Source organism: Enterobacter sp. CGMCC 5087 (assembly GCF_003144775.1).
Classification (GTDB): Bacteria; Pseudomonadota; Gammaproteobacteria; order Enterobacterales; family Enterobacteriaceae; genus Enterobacter; species Enterobacter cloacae_M.
Map to the genome: position 1 here is coordinate 1 of NZ_QFXN01000135.1, position 15905 is coordinate 15905.

Sequence of the window (15905 nt, forward strand, 5' to 3'; positions counted from 1 at the left end):
TGTCATGCGTATCACGCGCAGTATCGACATTTTTTCTTCACTGGCAGGAGGGGCCTGCTGCAGGTCCTGTGCCAGCCCCGCCAGCACAGCCGGCAGAAACTGCTGCTGCAGTAATGCCAGATAAGATGTTTCCACACAGGGGCCGATACGGCCCCCCTGATACAGGCCCATATCGGAAAACAGGGGATTTTTGCTGTGATAATCACCGTAAGAGAGAGTGGCTTCACGAATAAGATCCAGTCGGGGAAGCTGGCTGACAATTGATGTCTGCAGCGTGGCCTGTTCGCGGGCGGTGCTGAATTGTTGTACGCGGGTCAGTACCTGATGACCTGCCGACGCGTTCAGCCGGTAGAAATGGTGCAGCGACAGAACCGACAGCACGACCGCCAGAAGGGTTGCCCCGGACAGCATCGCCATACGCCGACGGCGGGCACGCAGATACTGCCGGTTCTCTCCGGCCAGGCTGGCCCCCGGAAATACGATCCGGGTAAAGAAATCGCGGACAAAAAAGGTGGTGGAGTCACCCTGCGCGGCGGCATGAAGCGGGGCCGGAAGGGCGTAGCGGCGGGATACCGCATCGGCAAAGGCATCAGACGGCACGCCCTGCTGATACACCGAACTCAGCCACAGCCCCTGTAGTGGAAATGAGGTGGTCCCGTCGTCCTGCATGATGTCGTCGATGAGCGTCTGAATAAACGGTTTCAGCCCCGCCAGTTGCCGGATAAACAGAAAGGCGCCGGCCGCTGAGTCTTTGCCGGTATGCGTCCGGGCGGTGTCGCGCAGAAATGCGGTCAGGTCATTCAGCCAGAGGTCAATAAAGGCAGCAATCTCATCAGCGCAGCCCCCGGCCAGCCGGGTTTCCGTGCTGAAACGAACGCCCAGCAGTGACTGTCTGGCGGTATGATCCAGCTGCTGGCTGAACGCGCTGAAGCCGTCCAGGTTATCCACATGCGTCAGCACCACATACACCGGCAGGCGGGTATGCATGGTCGAGGCGATCTCCCGCAGGCGCTCACGCAGCAGCTGCGCACAGTGGCGTCGGCGGGTGATGCCAGCGGTGGACAGCCACGCCACATCCAGCGTCAGCACCAGTCCGTTCAGCGGCTGTCGGCGGCAGCGGGTCGTCAGCCAGCCCAGCAGATGATGCCAGAGCCGGGCATCCGGAGGACTGCCTTCTTCCCCGCTCATCTGTGGCTGAAACAGCAAATCCCCGTCAGGATCGACAACCACTGCCTCATCCCCCAGCCAGCAATCGACCTTCTGGCCTTTATGCAGCGCCGCTAACTCATGGTCCAGACGGGGGTTGAGTTTACCTGCCGGGCAGGCCCGTTGCAGCAGACTACTTTTACCGCTGCGGGGCAGCCCCAGCATCAGAAACCACGGCGTATTGTCACGGGAAGCAGACTGCCGGTCCTGAGCAGCCAGCCAGGCATTCAGGAAGCGCTGTTGTTTTTCAACGGCATTTGGCTGCGATGCCGGTTTCCGCTGCAGGCGTATTCTGAACCAGAAGCGGCAGAGAGCCACGACGCAAAGCCCCCATAGCCAGAACAGGGTGAAAAGCAGGCGGGACCAGAGACCCGCGAGGGGAGACGTTTCCTGAATGACCAGACGGGGTCCGGCCCACCAGGCTGCGACCAGAACCAGACTCCAGAGCACTATAGCGGCAAGCCACCATGACGGCCTGAACGCCGGGGCCACGTTTTTTTTCAGTATGGATATAATGCGGATCATTTCAGCAGTGCTCCTAACTGATGGAGTACATCAAGCGTCTGCTGATGAAGGAGATGGTGAAAGAGGCCGAACACGACCGCCACCAGCAACAGACCCGCGCCCGGGATGACCCACAGCGGCGTTTGTCGCGGCAGAGGCCAGGTACCGGGAGGCGGCTGCCCCCCGTCAACAAAGCGGACAGGGTGGCGGGATGCAGGTTTCGGGTACAGAAGATGATGAAGGCGCTGCGTGATGGCGTGAAGTTCGCTGTCGCCCTGCGGGCTGACGGCATACCGCCCTTTAAAGCCCAGCATCAGGCACTGCAGCATAAATTCCAGAATGTCACGGTAACGCCGGGGCTCTGTCTGCAATTTATCGAGGACGGCGAAGACTTTCTCGCCACCCCAGGTCTCCCCATGAAACTGCGACAACAGGGAGTTTTCCGCCCACCCGCTCTGGCTTCCCCATTCATGCGCCATTACGGCTTCATCGATATACGTGCACAGCATGTATCGGAACGGCAGCAGCACCTCATGCCCGTAACCCTGTTGCTTCAGTTCCTGTTCAATGGCCTCAATCTCATTCGATACCTGCCGCCAGAGTGAGGCGACATCTTCATACAGGGTCAGCGTGCGGATGCGTATCACCATGCCGAACAGGGGCGTGGTGGCGTCGATAATGGGGTTCAGGCTGTTACCACGCAACGCAAAACGGTAATCCGGGTCATTATCATCGGGATGGGGGGAATAACTGAAAAAACCGTCATATTTGTCTTTCGGCGCGGAGGCACTGGTCGCGCTACCCGGTGTGTTTTCTTCGGGGATGTGTTCTGTTGAGGGCGGGGAAGTATTAAGAAGGGTGCTGGCGGTTTCTGTGGTCTGTGATAAGTCGATTTCCATCGTTGCTCCTGAATACGCATCCCTGAATATGGCTTTTTCTACAGACTGAAACTGACGTGTTGCGGTGCTGAGTGCCACTCAGTAAGCCACCGCGGCTTACGCACGTTGTTAAACTCAGCCTCCGGACGGGGTATCATGCTGTTGTAGCGCACATCTTCACGGTCAGTACCGCATGACTGGCTTTCCCCGGCGGTATACGCTTATCGGTTAAGGCATCTGCATTCGGCTGAGCACTGCCCTGATTGTCATTTACCCTGCGCCAGGCAGAAGGATTTTCAGTGCTCATGCGAATGTGTTCTCCGGTCACGTGAGGCCTTCTTTATTCATCGCAGGCAGAAAAGCTGGCACCGTGTCTGCCCTGTACCGGCGAGCAGACGCGTATACTAAATACCCGGCATTAACCACACAATTACTAAATGTTAACATTTAGTGTCGTTATCATTCAGTATGTTAATAGTGTTACATCCTGTCAGACACTGAATGCTGATGCTGCTGATAGCCAGATACAAAACAAAAATCACCCGCCCACATACGGGCATGAAGCGGGGACAACGTAAGCGATTTTTTCGCGATGATTGTCGTTATCAGAGACTCGCGGCTTACATGACGAACGGACAAACCTGTATTGCAATATCTGTGGTTTTTTCATTGCTGCCTGAGGTATCAGAAGGCTAAAAGGGGAGAGATGTGGGTCATCCAGCCCGGATGCCGGGCAACCTGTACGCGTCGACCAGCAGACCAGAAACTATCGTAAAATACGAATGGAACAGAGATTATTCAGGCATTGATTATGCCTGTCCGGGCTGTTAACAGCGGCGGAGCCATTTTCTGCACCTGCGTTTTTAGCTGGTTAAATGGCGTTGTGAAGACTCCCCGGGCAACGCGGTTCAGGATGACTGGCGTTATATTCTTTACGTCTTTACGTCTTTACGTCTTTACGATTTGCGCCAGTTACCGTTATCCATGCTTCAATGAGCATCTCGATAATCCCCTGCATCACGCTTTCATCGTGGGTTCTCCCCAGCGTATCCAGGTTCATCATCAGCACCATCCGACATTCCGGTGCACTGGCGGATTCCCATATCCAGCGTAACAGCGTCGGGGGCGAACTCTGACGAGCCTGCTGGCGTTACCACGAATAGTCGCCCATCCGCTGCCAGACTTCGGTATGAAAGCGTAAAATTAAAGAACGGTAATCGGCCATCGTGTCGTGATGCGGTAAGACCAGCGTAAAGCTGAATACCGCCAGCCGGGGGTAATGGTCAACGGCCTGCTGCAGAAAAGCGCGGGTATTTACTGCATCCTCAGCGTTACCTGAGGTTGTTGCAGGTGGATAATGATTCATAAGAGAGAGCCTCTACGTTGTGCCAGCAAGGGCCTGAAGATTGATTTGCAGCGGTACAGAAGATTTAAACGACCAGGAATTGCAGGTCAGAAGCGTTCTCAACAAGCTAAATGCCCGCTCACTCGCTTTTGGTGGTCGGTTTGCATTATCCTGCTGAAGATAAAATTCAAATCAGCCGTGTGAGCGATAACAATGAATAACGTCAATAACTACCCTGTTGAGGCTTTTCCGCCCTTTTTGCGTGATGCAATCATCGCGTTTCATGAAGACACACACATCCCCATTGAGATGATCGGCAGTACAGTTCTGGCGGCTTTTGCTCTGGCCCTGCAGCCTCTGATTGACGTTGCCTCTCCTTTCGGGAATAAAAAGCCGGAGCCTTGCTCCCTGTATTTTCTGGTACTGGCAAAATCAGGTGAAGGGAAAAGCCCGGTGCGCGAATGTATCATGGAGCCCTTTGAGCATTTCGCAGCAGAGATGCATGCCGAATATGAAGCCCTGTTTGATGTTTATAAAAAGGACCATGCTATCTGGTCCTCAAAGGAAAAAGCACTCAACCGTAGTTTTCAGAAGGCCGCTAAATATGGTGGAGACAGTGACATTGAGGAATTATTGCTTCGCGAACACCAGGCCGCAGAGCCAACAAAACCCAGGGCATTTGAAATGTTCTACGAAGATGCCACACCCGAGGGAATTATTCAGGGGTTAAAAGAATACCCTTACGCCGGGGTATTCGCTGATGAAGCCATTACCTTCTTTAACGGTCACCTGAAAAATAACCTGGGCCTGCTGAACAAAATCTGGAAAAACGAACCCCTTTCGCTCTCCCGGAAAAAGGATGGCAATATCCGGCTTAATGCATACCTGACCTTTTTACTCATGGTGCAACCTGAAATATTTGAAGAGTATTTAGAGAAACAGGGCAGGCGTGCTGTTTCCAGCGGTTTTCTGGCCCGGTTTCTTTTTACGCAAACGGCGAGCACTATCGGACAACGGAAAATTAATTTAAACCAGGAGAAATCAAAAAGTGCTTTTGACTCCCTCTTCCGGGGTTTTAACTCCATCCTTCAGGAACAAAAGAAACGCTTTTATGATGGTTCAGACACTAAAAAAACATTAGCACTGTCTGACAATGCCAGGAGGTTATTTAAGGATAAGATAAGCGAGTATCAGTTACTGACTGGTGATAATCAGCCCATGAAGCATATTGCAGAATTCGTATCTAAAGCAGGCAGTCATGCGATGCGCATTGCCGCTTTATTTAGCTTCAGCTCAAAAGAAGGTATCTCTGAAAGTACCTTGCAGGATGCCTTTACCCTCACTGAATGGCATCTTAAGCAGGCCAGCAGGTATTTTTACGTGCTGAGCGAACAGTATCAATTACAGCAGGATGTGTATGAGCTGTTTGACTGGATAAAAAACAGATTTAATCACCCCAAAGGAAAAATGAAAGTTGTCGCCAGTTATTACGGTGGCACCCGGGATGTCGAACTTGAGCCGTGGTACCCTTTTTTAAAAAATGAACTGGAGACTCACGGCCCGGCAAGACTGCGAAAAATTGAACGTTTAACACCGGCACTGAATCAGCTTATTCAGCTGGGACTGATTGTCACCCTGTGTTATCCACCACAACGTGCGCTTTATATCTCAGTAGCACAGACAGGTGCGAACGGTTATATCACTCCCCTCAACCCTTTCTTCCCGATGTTTAATATTGTTGACTACAGAAATAACGCCACACCCCCGCTGAGTGGTTATGATCCCACCAGACTGCAATGGTAATGATTGTTGCGGTTATGTCACATAATGCCATAAGGACAGTCTGTGCGGTCAATCCGGCAGACGCGGCATCACTTACCGTCAGAAGTCAGTCTCAAAACAGACCAGACTTCTCTCTGACACACGCTAAAGCTGCTAAAATTTACTTCTTTAGCACCTTTAGCTGTATGCCGTGAAAAAATCCATGCGAAAATAGTGCAAATTTAATCCAGTTGTAAACCGTGAAGCTCCCGGCTGGTTCTGGCTCCAGCGGCCGTGACGCCACACCATAATGTTAAATTATTGTTATGAAAACCCACTAAAAAATCACTTACTGACTCAGCGCTGTTTGTCTGCATTATTGCACATTTGATTATTTAACTCACTATCCATTCAGGACTGACATTCTTCGTCGCGTATTATCCGCACCAGCGTTTATTATTCAAACGGTGTCAGTGAGAGACCTGTGTAGTACATATAAAACACCCACGCAGGCTCTCATTACAAATTAAAGCACCAGAATAATGAATGTATGCGTTTCTGCGCATTTTTAATTTCGAGGATAACCGACAGGGCTATTTGAAGATTTAAACGCCGCAGGGAGGCTTACAGGAGGTTTAATGGCATAATATTATTCATGCAACAGGATTTATTACGCACGGGATTCAGCAATGCGTTTCTGAACCCATGCTTCCACCTCGCTCTGTAACCAGCGAGAGCTACGCCCCAGTTTAATCGGCTTAGGGAACTCACCCAGTGAAATCAGTTTATAAAACCATTTATCACTCAGCCCTGTGAATTCCGTGATAAAGACCATATCGACCATTTTGTCGTTCAGCAGGCCTGTAGTAGTATTCAGCATTGTCATGACGGGTTTCTCTGTCTTAAGGGAATGGAAGACAGAAGCACCAGGAATGATTGTTTATCGTTACCCCGGCACTCTGTCATAACATATCCCCTGACAGTAAAAAAATACTGACCGGGTTAATCAGTACTGACTACACCCGAAACTACGCTGGCCGTCTGAATAGTCCTTGCTGTACTCTTTAGCCAGATAATTAATACGCGTCGTCACTACAGCGTACTGCGTGGTAAAATCAGCACTGTTTTTACTGAGGTGGTAATAACAGTTAGCCGGAAACTCCACCAGTGAATAATACTGTTGATGATTAAGCCCCAGCGTACGTACCCAGGCCTCCATAATCATTAACGCCAGGTTATGCGAATACTCACCGTTCACTGACCGGTAACTCCCCGGGTACGGATAAGCCTCACGATTGAGGAATAACACCACGTGGTAATGTTTCTTACCCGTGCGACTGAATTCACGAGCCCAGATATAACGAAACCCAGAAGGGTGGATACGTTTACCGGCATTCTGTCTTTGCAATAAATCAGCTTCAATCTGTGCTTTCAGGGAGACAATGAATCGGGTGATTAATGATGAGTCTGAATTATACGAGTCTGTATCGAACTCAGGCAGGCGTAAATCCACTCGCAATACCAGTGTGCGGGAATACTCATTAATCGATTTATTCAGTGTATCCTGAATACGTTTAACATAGTTTCGATTTAATGGGTAATGGCTGTGTGCATTAATACTCATGAGTCATGTCCTTACGTTAGTTGCTCAATAAGATACAAAGCCTAAGTAATAAATTACTTTTGTGTAATACAGGCGGAGAATGATATACGTGGAGTCCACGAGTTCTGAGTGACAGATGTGATTACACAATGCATGTACATGTGCATGTGCATGTGCATGTATAACGATGAGTGTTATTCTGAGCTAATATAATTCAATACAGAGTGGCATACTGAATTCTTACGTGATTGCAATGTATTCCAGGTTACACGCCTCTAATTCTGTGTAGTGATATCATTGAAATAACGTTATATTGGAGGGTAATAATAACACTCCCTTAATGCATTCTATTGGTACTCTTCTGATACAATTCACAGATACCCTTCTAATGTATTCCATAGGTACTCTTCTAATACATTTTATAGATACTCTTCTATATAATTATATTACCAAACCGACATTAACCCCCCTCTTTAACCACTGAAATGCAATAAAAGAAGAAAGCTATAAAATCGTCAATTATTTCATCAGATAACCATTAATTCTCACTCTCAAGTTAGTATTGAATTTTCATATAATTAAACAAACCGAAGCAACCTGAAAATAATGCTTCAACGCTGTTTTATCTTCATCCCTCTGACAGAGGCTGAATATTCACATTCAAAGAAATTTCAGACCTATATTACCAATGTGAGAACGGCAGCAGAAATGCTGCCATTTTGTTATTTCACTCACGGAGGTTAGTGTGTCCAGTAAGAACAAATGGGGTCCCGATACCCTGTTACCGTCGTTATTCCCTCTCCCGGACGAACGGTTACGCACAATACCTGCATGCATGCTGTCTCCATTCCGGCGTGACCATCACCACATTCCCTGTTTTGGTATCAGGGCCGTTTTTATACACGGCCCGCCTGTGCATTCAGGCGGCTTTTATTGCCAGTAATAAGGGAGAACGAAATGCATTGTCCGAATTGCGGTTCGCAAAACATACAGCTGCGTCATGTGGGTAAAAAAACGGGCGGGGTCATTGGCGCAACGGCCGGGGGGCTTGCCGGTCTTGAAGGCGCGACGGCCGGTGCGTTGATTGGTTCAGCAGTTCCTGTGGTCGGCACGCTGGCCGGAGGACTCATTGGGTTTCTGTCGGGCGCCTGTGCTGGCGCGGTGGCGGGAGCAGTAGCCGGTGAGAAGCTGGACGGGACGGTATTTGATGAATATGGTTGCACGAACTGTGAGCATACCTTCAGTGTACCGTAACGCTCAGACTCTGCTGTAAAGGTAATGATGGTCAGCGGTACCCGCGAACCGCTGACCGTCTCTTCCGTCACCTGACGGGTAACAGGGCGCGTCAGCCGCTACCGGGAAGGTCATACCTCTGGCGACTGTTTATGCGGTGACGGTACTGTCCCTTACCCCGTTAAAAACGCGGAGTCAGCACAGTGACCCTGCATCATTCCCGACGCGGACGCCTTGTCATGCGCAATAAAAACGCCATCAAACCACAACCTTTTGTTTATATTAATATTTTAATGAATTTAATTTTTTAAATACATCCTTAAAACAATGTAATCGCACAGGAATACATGGTAAGTTATCCTGCTGTTTTTCATGAAAAAGGACGTAAATATCTATGCCAAAGCCCCCGCTCCCCCACAAAGCCGATAGCCTCAGAGAGGTCCTTTTTCATCTGCATGCTTATGATGGTGATTTTGTTTTTACCGGGCGCTCGCTGAAAGAGCTGAACCAGAATCTGGCGCAAATGGCCGGTGACCATGTCAACAGAGATATCATCAGCAGCATTCTTGGTATTGGTGATTTTGTGATCGACCGCCGAAGATGGTTTGCACAAGCGATTGACGATAAATACTTCACCTGGATTGAACGGGATCCCCTCGGCGGAATGTTCGTCTGGTTTTGCTTCTTAAGCGGTCACGCCCCCCTTATTGATGCCGGAATGGATTATGATGAATGCCGGGAGGGGAAGTGGACACCTTTTCATGAGCTCAGACTTAGCGATCCCGAATCTGCAGAAGAACGGCTTTTATCGATTAAAAATATGTTTGATGTTTCTGACATTTCAGTAAGAAACAAAATAACGGTCATAACAGAAATTCAGAATTCATGGCACAAAGTGAAAACACCGTTACAAAAAGAGTTTTCCTTTCTGCTGTCAAAAAAAGAATGCCCTGAGCCGATTATCGACAGGCTATGGGACTGTGCCATCGAAGAGGGTTTTCCCGACGTTGGCTTTTGTGGCAGAACGCCTGAGAGTCGAATACTTGCCCTTCCATGTATGTATTATTTTTGGGCGGCTGACGAGAAAAAATATATTCTTAATTCACTAAAAACCAGAGCCTACCGACTCAATCACAGCCACAGCAACAAAAATAAAAAAACGATTACCGCCAGAATAGATCCGGAGGTAAAAGAAAAACTGGACAGGATCCTCATCAGCCGGGGGGTAAACATTCACAACCTGCTGACCCACTGGATTGAGAAAACGCATGAGACACTGAAAAAATAATCCGTCTCACGACCTTTTCAAAAAAATTACAGCTATATATCACCTTACTGAATTCCCTCCCCTTTATCTGCAACAGGCCATACCCTCCGGATGGCCTTTTTTCATTCCGGGATCCACATGAAAAAAACCTCAGGCTATACCCTTATCCGTCGCCATCTGCGGCGTTATCCGCACGCGCTGCGTCAGCATTTGCTGAAGGAGCTCAACCGGCTGGTCACGTACGAACCCGTGATTGGCATTATGGGCAAAACCGGTATCGGGAAGAGCAGTTTGTGTAATGCACTGTTTCGCAGCAAAGTCTGTGCGGTCAATGCGGTGGAAGCCTGCACCCGTCAGCCAAAGCGTGTCCGGCTGCGCTTCGGGAATCATTACCTTACGTTAGTGGATTTACCCGGCGTAGGCGAAAGCGTTACCCGTGACGGCGAATACCGCGAGCTGTACCGTGACCTCATGCCACAGCTCGATATGGTGCTGTGGGTGCTCAAGGCCGATGACCGCGCTTATGCGGTGGAAGAGCGGTTTTATCAGGACGTCTTCACGCAGTTCAGCGGACCGCAGCCGCCGGTATTGTGGGTACTCAATCAGGTGGACAAAACCGAACCCGCCGAACAGTGGCGCTGGTTGTCCGCTCAGCCCTCGGCGTTACAGGCGGAGCATATTGCGCAAAAGCAGCAGGCCGTGGCCCGTCAGTTAGGTATCGCCGAAATGGATATTCTGCCGGTCTCGGTCCGGGGACGCTACAGACTGTCTCGCCTGGTGGAGGCCATGATTACCCGGCTCCCAAAGCAGGCCCGCAGCCCGCTGGTCCCCCATCTGCAGACCGGGTATCGCACCGAAGCCATCATCAGTACCGCCAGCAGCAGCTTTGGTGATGCCGTGGTGGACGTCATCGATAAGGTCATTGACCTGGCCCCGCTGCCGCAGGTGGCCCGTTCGGCGCTGCATGCGTTGACCCACACCGTCGCCCGTGCGGCACGCTCCCTGTGGGGGTTTTTCTTCGGTTAAATAAAACCTTCATCGCTGTCGATAAGCCTTTTTGCTTAACGACGATCAATTTCGTCGATCGAACAGATCGATATTCATCATTGTACCTGATGACGCTCGCAGCGACATAATCCACGGGGATTTATGTCATTACGTTATTTCTTCATTAAAAATCAATGCGATGAATCGCAGGCTTTGCCACGTCTTAAGGAGGTCACTCGCCCCATTTTCACGCTGCCAGCAAGGCACATCCCTGAATCAACACGGTAAGGACAATCAATGAAAAAACATATTCTGATACCGGCGCTCATGCTTGGCGCACTGACACCCACTGTATCTCAGGCCTTTGGCAATCACGATGCCTGGACCAGCGGCTTCGCACAGGGTACGGCGGAATACACCATCCTCGGCAAGGGTCAGTCACAGCTGTATCTCGCCTGCGACAGCTCAGGTTCACAGGCCGCCACAATTATCTTCACCGACGTGAGGGGTCATCAGGTCAGTATGGACAACGACCAGACCCTGACCATGAAAATCGATAACGCTGACGTAGCCGACATCAGTGAGAGCGACTCTCACGTGGGGGAAGACAACCTGATGTGGGCATGGAACCAGCTGCGTACCGGTAAGCACGTGCTCGTCTCAGGTTCAGATGCAAAACCGGCGGTCTTCACGCTGAAAGGTGCTGCCGGGGTGATACCGGCATTTGGCGATAACGGCTGCGTGGCGAAGTTTGACGTGCCGTAATGCCACCGGGAACGTTTCCCCATACCCACCCACTCACTTTTATCAACCAACTGAATAAAAAGGAAAATTACAATGACCGACATTTCGACACTCAGCCAGCGACTGGCTACCCCCACCCTGAACTTCGTGCTGCTCACCGTCGCCACCTGTGGCGTCTGGCCGCTGCTCTGGCTGTATAAAAAGCAGCAGATTATCAGCGACACCACCGGTTACCCGGTGAGCGGCGATATTTTCGTTATCTGGCTCGCCGTCTGCTTCGGGCTCGGGCGACAGTTCGGCGTGATGGCCTCACCGGACCTGGCGGGGTACGACACGGGCAGCGATACGCTGCTGGCCTTAAGCGGCATACTGTCGCTCACCTGTGGCGTGATGTACATCGTCTGGGCCTTCAAAGCCCGTGCTGCACTGCGCCACCATGCGCTGAACACCTTCCGCTTCGACCTGAGGATGAACGCGTTTTACACCGTCGTCTTTAACGTTTTCTACATCACGTATTGTATCAACGATATGCCGCAGGCGCTGGCGAAACACCGGATTATTCATGGTCAGCCCCTCGTATCTCCGGACGCTTCGTCACCGCAGTAACTCCGCTCCTCTCTTATTTACCCGGCAGGGGCATCCCTGGATGCCTCCGTCCGGCTCCCTCCGGGATTTAACTCAATGACATTACTGAAAATCGTGCTCAACACCCTGCGTCAGGTGCTGACGTGGTGCGCCAGTAGCCGGGCACAGCAGTTTGTGGAAGACCACTTCCGCGATGAAGGCTATGACGAAGACAGTATTTACATCGCCAGACAGGCGGCAACTCTGCTCGCAGGTGCCTTAATCACGGCGCTCATGGAGCAGATATTGCAACTCATCGCTACACACTTAACCCACCGATGCCCTGCTCACTGAGCGGGGCATTTTGTTTTATGACATTTATCAGGAACTGAATATGCAAGCCACTGACGATACGTCGCTACCACCAGGACCATTCACCCGCCGACAGGCTGAAGCCGTGGTCGCGCTTTACCACAACGTCACTATAGAAGACGACCAGGGGACGCACTTTCGGCTGGTTATTCGCGACAGTGAGGGGACGTTAATCTGGCGGGCGTGGAATTTTGAAGTCAGTGCCGGAGAATGGCTTAATCGCTATCTGCTCAGCCACGGTATACCTCGGGACTGACTCACCACACCCCCTCAGTTTAATACCCGTCACACCACCAACAGGCCATGTTCCCTTCGGGGGCATGGCTTTTTTGTTTATGCCGCTAAACCAACCATAAGGAAATTAACAATGAGACTAGCCAGCCGCTTTGGGCGGACAAACCAGATCCGCCGCGACCGTCCCTTAACCCGTGAAGAACTGATGCAGTACGTACCCAGCGTCTTCGGGGAAGACAAGCACGAATCCCGCAGCCCGTCCTACACGTATATCCCCACCATTACCCTGCTGGAGAACCTGCAGCGTGAAGGATTCCAGCCCTTCTTCGCCTGTCAGTCACGTGTTCGTGACCCGGAGCGTCGGGAACATACCAAACACCTTCTGCGCCTGCGACGGTCGGGCCAGATAAATGGTCAGCATGTGCCTGAAATCATTATTCTTAATTCGCACGATGGGGCTTCGAGTTTTCAGTTAATTCCGGGAATATTCCGAAGCGTCTGCACCAATTCGCTCGTCTGCGGACAGTCGTTTGGCGAAATCAGAGTTCCGCACCGAGGCGATATCGTCGGGAAGGTGATTGAAGGTGCTTACGAAGTACTCGGCGTCTTTGACAGGGTGGAAGAGAAACGCGATGCCATGCAGTCGCTGCTGTTACCACCACCTGCACAACACGCCCTGGCGAACGCTGCACTGACCTACCGCTTTGGTGAAGAACACCAGCCGGTGACCGCTACGCAGATACTGACACCGCGACGGTATGAGGACCGTCAGGACGACCTGTGGACGACATTCCAGAAGCTACAGGAGAACCTGCTGAAAGGCGGTCTGCCTGGACGTACCGCCAGGGGCAAACGCAGCCATACCCGCGCGGTTAACGGCATTGATGGAGACGTGAAACTCAACCGCGCGTTATGGGTGATGGCCGAGAACATGATGGAACTGCTCAGCAAATAACTATCCGCGCTGCCTCACTGATATCCCGCCTTATCACTCCCACAAACTTACCCCATTAATGAACAAGGAATATACCCATGACCGACATTATTAACCTTCACGATACCCTTCCGTTACCGCCACAACCTGCCGGTTCTGCGCCAGCGCTGACCGCCACCCTCGTACAGGACGAGCAGCGCATCGGCTTTTGGCCGCAGTACTTCGGCAGCATACCGCAGTGGATAATCCTTGAGCCGACGGTCTTCGCGTGGATGGACCGTTTCTGCGCCGACTACAACGGCGGTATCTGGAATTTTTATACGCTCAGCAACGGTGGTGCGTTTATGGCCCCGGAAGCGGAGAACAATGAACCGTGGTCGCTGTTCAACACTATGAACGGCAACGGCGGTGAACTCAGTGCCGACGCTGCGGGGATTGCCGTCTGTCTGATGACTTACAGCCACCATGCCATGCGCACCGAATGCGATGCCATGACGGAGCACTACTACCGCCTGCGGGATTACGCGCTCAGTCACCCGGAATGCAGCGCCATCATGCACATCATCGACTGAGCATCCCGCCATGTCGTATGAACTGTCTCACCTGAATACCCTGTGGGATGAGCTGGGGAAAATAACGGTCAGGGATGAGGACGGAGACGTTGTGACCGACGAACTCTTCCTGCATTTTCCGACGGGCACCTCTCTCTTCCCTATCTGGTCATGGTTTGAATCCCAGCACGACGAGTTCGTCGTTGCCGTGAAACTGTACAACACATCAATCCCGGACGGGTCAACAGAAAGGAAAAGCCAATGAATATCACCCCTTGTCCCCCCGACAGCGGGGGAATATCTCCCGCCGCACAGCGCACTATCCGACGTGCGCTGACCCTGCTGGAACGCCAGTTACGCGAGCCCGGCGCCTCCTTTACCTCCACCACCGCCGTTCGTGACTGGCTGCGTCTGCAACTCGCCTCACTGGAGCGTGAAGTATTCACTGTACTCTTCCTCGATAACCAGCATCGTCTGATAGCCCACGAAACGCTCTTCACCGGCACCATCAATCATACGCAGGTCCATCCACGCGAGGTGGTTAAGGCCGGTCTGAAGCATAACTGCGCCGCTGTCATTGTGGCTCATTGCCACCCGTCAGGGCTTGCCGAACCCAGCAATGCAGATCGTCAGGTCACTATGCGTATCCAGCAGGCGCTGGAGCTGGTTGATATCCGCCTGCTGGACCATCTGGTTGTCGGTGGCATGGAGATCGTCTCGTTTGCAGAGAGGGGCTGGCTTTAAGGAGAAAATATCGATGAAGATTATCAGTAAACGCCAGGCGATGGCGCTATACCGCCAGCACCCGCAGTCCCGGCTGTTTCGCTTCTGTTCCGGGCGTTATCAGTGGTCCGGCAGCGTCTGCCACTACGCAGGGCGGGAGGTGCAGGATATCCGCGGTGTGCTCGCCGTCTTCGCTGAACGCCGTCAGGACCGCAACGGCCCGTATGTCGTATTACGCAGCGTGACCCTGAATTAACTCAAATTTAAGGAAGGCTAAAAATGTCGAATAAAATACCGCCTGTAAACCACGATATCGTCGAACCCTGGTGGGGGCTTAAACGCGATATCACACCCTGTTTTGGCGCACGCCTGGTGCAGGAGGGCAACCGTCTGCATTACCTGAACGACCGCGCCAGCATCACCGGCACCTTCACCGACGCGGATTTACGCCATCTCGATCAGGCATTTCCGGTACTGCTCAAACAACTGGAGCTGATGCTGCTTTCCGGTGAGCTTAATCCCCGTCATCAGCACTGCGTCACCCTGTATGCAAAAGGGCTGACATGCAACGCCGACTCCCTCGGCAGTTGCGGCTATGTCTATATAGCGATTTATCCCACTCCCGCAACAACCACGTAACCCCGACCATTTCCCCTCGTTTTACCCTATTAACCAAGAGATCACTCAATGAAAACTCTATCAGATACCCCCACACGGGTGGCACCATCGCGCCCGTCCCCCGTTGAAATCTGGCAGACTCTGCTGACGCACCTGCTGGACCAGCACTACGGTCTCACAATTAACGACACGCCGTTTGGCAACGACGGCGTCATTCAGGAACATATCGACGCCGGGATCTCCCTGTCCGACGCCGTGAATTTTATCGTGGAAAAGTACGATCTGGTACGTACCGATCGCCGCGATTTCAGCGCAGAAACACAGTCACCGCTTATCGGCAGTATCGATATTCTGCGGGCCAGGAAGGCGACCGGGCTGATG

Annotated in this window: 22 protein-coding genes; 15 read left to right on the plus strand and 7 right to left on the minus strand. The window is 51.7% G+C overall.

Annotated elements, in window-relative coordinates; genetic code table 11:
• From tssM to DEO48_RS27170, 5 genes are all read right to left on the minus strand, one after another.
• Window positions 1-1731 (minus strand): type VI secretion system membrane subunit TssM (gene tssM / locus DEO48_RS12635; protein WP_109845355.1); only part of this gene is annotated, 1731 nt, incomplete at its 3' end.
• Complete coding sequence (gene icmH / locus DEO48_RS12640; RefSeq protein ID WP_109845356.1) at window positions 1728-2609, minus strand: type IVB secretion system protein IcmH/DotU; 882 nt, start codon at window positions 2607-2609, stop codon at window positions 1728-1730. The genes icmH and tssM, both read right to left, overlap by 4 nt.
• Before the next feature lie 133 nt (window positions 2610-2742).
• On the minus strand, window positions 2743-2895 hold the full coding sequence (locus DEO48_RS26795) for a hypothetical protein (protein ID WP_181367006.1): 153 nt from the start codon (window positions 2893-2895) through the stop codon (window positions 2743-2745).
• 633 nt (window positions 2896-3528) lie between these two features.
• The gene (locus DEO48_RS27165; RefSeq protein WP_258306099.1) at window positions 3529-3660 is read right to left on the minus strand and encodes a hypothetical protein; all 132 of its coding nucleotides are present in this window, start codon (window positions 3658-3660) and stop codon (window positions 3529-3531) included.
• Window positions 3661-3738: 78 nt separating this feature from the next.
• Complete coding sequence (locus DEO48_RS27170; protein WP_258306100.1) at window positions 3739-3954, minus strand: hypothetical protein; 216 nt, start codon at window positions 3952-3954, stop codon at window positions 3739-3741.
• A gap of 192 nt (window positions 3955-4146) precedes the next feature.
• On the opposite strand from DEO48_RS27170, the gene DEO48_RS12650 reads away from it, so the two are divergent.
• Entirely contained in the window at window positions 4147-5736 is a 1590-nt protein-coding gene (locus tag DEO48_RS12650; protein WP_109845357.1) for a YfjI family protein, read from the plus strand.
• Between the two features lie 628 nt (window positions 5737-6364).
• Here DEO48_RS12650 and DEO48_RS12655 read toward each other — a convergent pair.
• Together DEO48_RS12655 and DEO48_RS12660 are read right to left on the minus strand one after the other, a co-directional pair.
• Window positions 6365-6580, minus strand: coding sequence for an AlpA family transcriptional regulator (locus tag DEO48_RS12655; protein WP_109845358.1), 216 nt, complete (start codon window positions 6578-6580; stop codon window positions 6365-6367).
• 120 nt (window positions 6581-6700) lie between these two features.
• Window positions 6701-7318: an inovirus Gp2 family protein gene (locus tag DEO48_RS12660; protein ID WP_109845359.1), complete on the minus strand. Its 618-nt coding sequence runs from the start codon at window positions 7316-7318 to the stop codon at window positions 6701-6703.
• Between the two features lie 936 nt (window positions 7319-8254).
• Between DEO48_RS12660 and DEO48_RS12665 the strand changes: the two genes are divergently transcribed.
• The 14 genes from DEO48_RS12665 to DEO48_RS12730 all read left to right on the plus strand — a co-directional run.
• The gene (locus DEO48_RS12665) at window positions 8255-8551 is read left to right on the plus strand and encodes a hypothetical protein (RefSeq protein ID WP_109845360.1); all 297 of its coding nucleotides are present in this window, start codon (window positions 8255-8257) and stop codon (window positions 8549-8551) included.
• A gap of 373 nt (window positions 8552-8924) precedes the next feature.
• Window positions 8925-9818: a hypothetical protein gene (locus tag DEO48_RS12670; protein WP_109845361.1), complete on the plus strand. Its 894-nt coding sequence runs from the start codon at window positions 8925-8927 to the stop codon at window positions 9816-9818.
• A gap of 117 nt (window positions 9819-9935) precedes the next feature.
• Window positions 9936-10823 carry a GTPase family protein gene (locus DEO48_RS12675; protein WP_181367007.1) on the plus strand — a complete coding sequence of 296 codons (888 nt, stop codon included), beginning with the start codon at window positions 9936-9938 and terminating at the stop codon, window positions 10821-10823.
• A gap of 258 nt (window positions 10824-11081) precedes the next feature.
• Window positions 11082-11549 carry a hypothetical protein gene (locus DEO48_RS12680; protein ID WP_109845363.1) on the plus strand — a complete coding sequence of 156 codons (468 nt, stop codon included), beginning with the start codon at window positions 11082-11084 and terminating at the stop codon, window positions 11547-11549.
• Window positions 11550-11621: 72 nt separating this feature from the next.
• Entirely contained in the window at window positions 11622-12134 is a 513-nt protein-coding gene (locus DEO48_RS12685) for a DUF4234 domain-containing protein (RefSeq protein WP_109845364.1), read from the plus strand.
• A gap of 75 nt (window positions 12135-12209) precedes the next feature.
• The gene (locus DEO48_RS12690) at window positions 12210-12446 is read left to right on the plus strand and encodes a hypothetical protein (protein WP_109845365.1); all 237 of its coding nucleotides are present in this window, start codon (window positions 12210-12212) and stop codon (window positions 12444-12446) included.
• A gap of 40 nt (window positions 12447-12486) precedes the next feature.
• Complete coding sequence (locus DEO48_RS12695) at window positions 12487-12720, plus strand: DUF905 domain-containing protein (RefSeq protein ID WP_109845366.1); 234 nt, start codon at window positions 12487-12489, stop codon at window positions 12718-12720.
• A 111-nt stretch (window positions 12721-12831) separates the two neighbouring features.
• Window positions 12832-13653 (plus strand): DUF932 domain-containing protein, encoded by an 822-nt coding sequence (locus DEO48_RS12700; RefSeq protein ID WP_109845367.1) that lies wholly within the window; start codon window positions 12832-12834, stop codon window positions 13651-13653.
• Between the two features lie 77 nt (window positions 13654-13730).
• Window positions 13731-14204, plus strand: a complete 474-nt coding sequence (locus DEO48_RS12705; RefSeq protein ID WP_009652453.1) for an antirestriction protein — start codon at window positions 13731-13733, stop codon at window positions 14202-14204.
• A 10-nt stretch (window positions 14205-14214) separates the two neighbouring features.
• Complete coding sequence (locus tag DEO48_RS12710; protein ID WP_109845368.1) at window positions 14215-14448, plus strand: hypothetical protein; 234 nt, start codon at window positions 14215-14217, stop codon at window positions 14446-14448.
• Window positions 14445-14927, plus strand: a complete 483-nt coding sequence (gene radC / locus DEO48_RS12715; RefSeq protein WP_109845369.1) for a DNA repair protein RadC — start codon at window positions 14445-14447, stop codon at window positions 14925-14927. The genes DEO48_RS12710 and radC overlap by 4 nt, the downstream gene beginning before the upstream one ends.
• A gap of 13 nt (window positions 14928-14940) precedes the next feature.
• Window positions 14941-15162 (plus strand): DUF987 domain-containing protein, encoded by a 222-nt coding sequence (locus tag DEO48_RS12720; RefSeq protein WP_109845370.1) that lies wholly within the window; start codon window positions 14941-14943, stop codon window positions 15160-15162.
• Window positions 15163-15185: 23 nt separating this feature from the next.
• Entirely contained in the window at window positions 15186-15545 is a 360-nt protein-coding gene (locus DEO48_RS12725; RefSeq protein WP_109845371.1) for a type IV toxin-antitoxin system YeeU family antitoxin, read from the plus strand.
• 48 nt (window positions 15546-15593) lie between these two features.
• A partial coding sequence (locus DEO48_RS12730; RefSeq protein WP_109845372.1) for a TA system toxin CbtA family protein occupies window positions 15594-15905 on the plus strand: 312 nt, incomplete at its 3' end.

What these genes read in the sequence shown, in the direction of transcription:
- DEO48_RS27165 (WP_258306099.1), bottom strand. Translation starts at nt 3,660, where the DNA reads ATGGTGCTGATGATGAACCTGGATACGCTGGGGAGAACCCACGATGAA.
- DEO48_RS12695 (WP_109845366.1), top strand. Translation starts at nt 12,487, where the DNA reads ATGCAAGCCACTGACGATACGTCGCTACCACCAGGACCATTCACCCGC.
- radC (WP_109845369.1), top strand. Translation starts at nt 14,445, where the DNA reads ATGAATATCACCCCTTGTCCCCCCGACAGCGGGGGAATATCTCCCGCC.
- DEO48_RS12680 (WP_109845363.1), top strand. Translation starts at nt 11,082, where the DNA reads ATGAAAAAACATATTCTGATACCGGCGCTCATGCTTGGCGCACTGACA.
- DEO48_RS12725 (WP_109845371.1), top strand. Translation starts at nt 15,186, where the DNA reads ATGTCGAATAAAATACCGCCTGTAAACCACGATATCGTCGAACCCTGG.
- DEO48_RS12675 (WP_181367007.1), top strand. Translation starts at nt 9,936, where the DNA reads ATGAAAAAAACCTCAGGCTATACCCTTATCCGTCGCCATCTGCGGCGT.
- DEO48_RS12665 (WP_109845360.1), top strand. Translation starts at nt 8,255, where the DNA reads ATGCATTGTCCGAATTGCGGTTCGCAAAACATACAGCTGCGTCATGTG.
- DEO48_RS12690 (WP_109845365.1), top strand. Translation starts at nt 12,210, where the DNA reads ATGACATTACTGAAAATCGTGCTCAACACCCTGCGTCAGGTGCTGACG.
- icmH (WP_109845356.1), bottom strand. Translation starts at nt 2,609, where the DNA reads ATGGAAATCGACTTATCACAGACCACAGAAACCGCCAGCACCCTTCTT.
- DEO48_RS12705 (WP_009652453.1), top strand. Translation starts at nt 13,731, where the DNA reads ATGACCGACATTATTAACCTTCACGATACCCTTCCGTTACCGCCACAA.
- DEO48_RS26795 (WP_181367006.1), bottom strand. Translation starts at nt 2,895, where the DNA reads ATGAGCACTGAAAATCCTTCTGCCTGGCGCAGGGTAAATGACAATCAG.
- DEO48_RS12660 (WP_109845359.1), bottom strand. Translation starts at nt 7,318, where the DNA reads ATGAGTATTAATGCACACAGCCATTACCCATTAAATCGAAACTATGTT.
- DEO48_RS12670 (WP_109845361.1), top strand. Translation starts at nt 8,925, where the DNA reads ATGCCAAAGCCCCCGCTCCCCCACAAAGCCGATAGCCTCAGAGAGGTC.
- DEO48_RS12720 (WP_109845370.1), top strand. Translation starts at nt 14,941, where the DNA reads ATGAAGATTATCAGTAAACGCCAGGCGATGGCGCTATACCGCCAGCAC.
- DEO48_RS12655 (WP_109845358.1), bottom strand. Translation starts at nt 6,580, where the DNA reads ATGACAATGCTGAATACTACTACAGGCCTGCTGAACGACAAAATGGTC.
- DEO48_RS12700 (WP_109845367.1), top strand. Translation starts at nt 12,832, where the DNA reads ATGAGACTAGCCAGCCGCTTTGGGCGGACAAACCAGATCCGCCGCGAC.
- DEO48_RS27170 (WP_258306100.1), bottom strand. Translation starts at nt 3,954, where the DNA reads ATGAATCATTATCCACCTGCAACAACCTCAGGTAACGCTGAGGATGCA.
- DEO48_RS12710 (WP_109845368.1), top strand. Translation starts at nt 14,215, where the DNA reads ATGTCGTATGAACTGTCTCACCTGAATACCCTGTGGGATGAGCTGGGG.
- DEO48_RS12685 (WP_109845364.1), top strand. Translation starts at nt 11,622, where the DNA reads ATGACCGACATTTCGACACTCAGCCAGCGACTGGCTACCCCCACCCTG.
- DEO48_RS12650 (WP_109845357.1), top strand. Translation starts at nt 4,147, where the DNA reads ATGAATAACGTCAATAACTACCCTGTTGAGGCTTTTCCGCCCTTTTTG.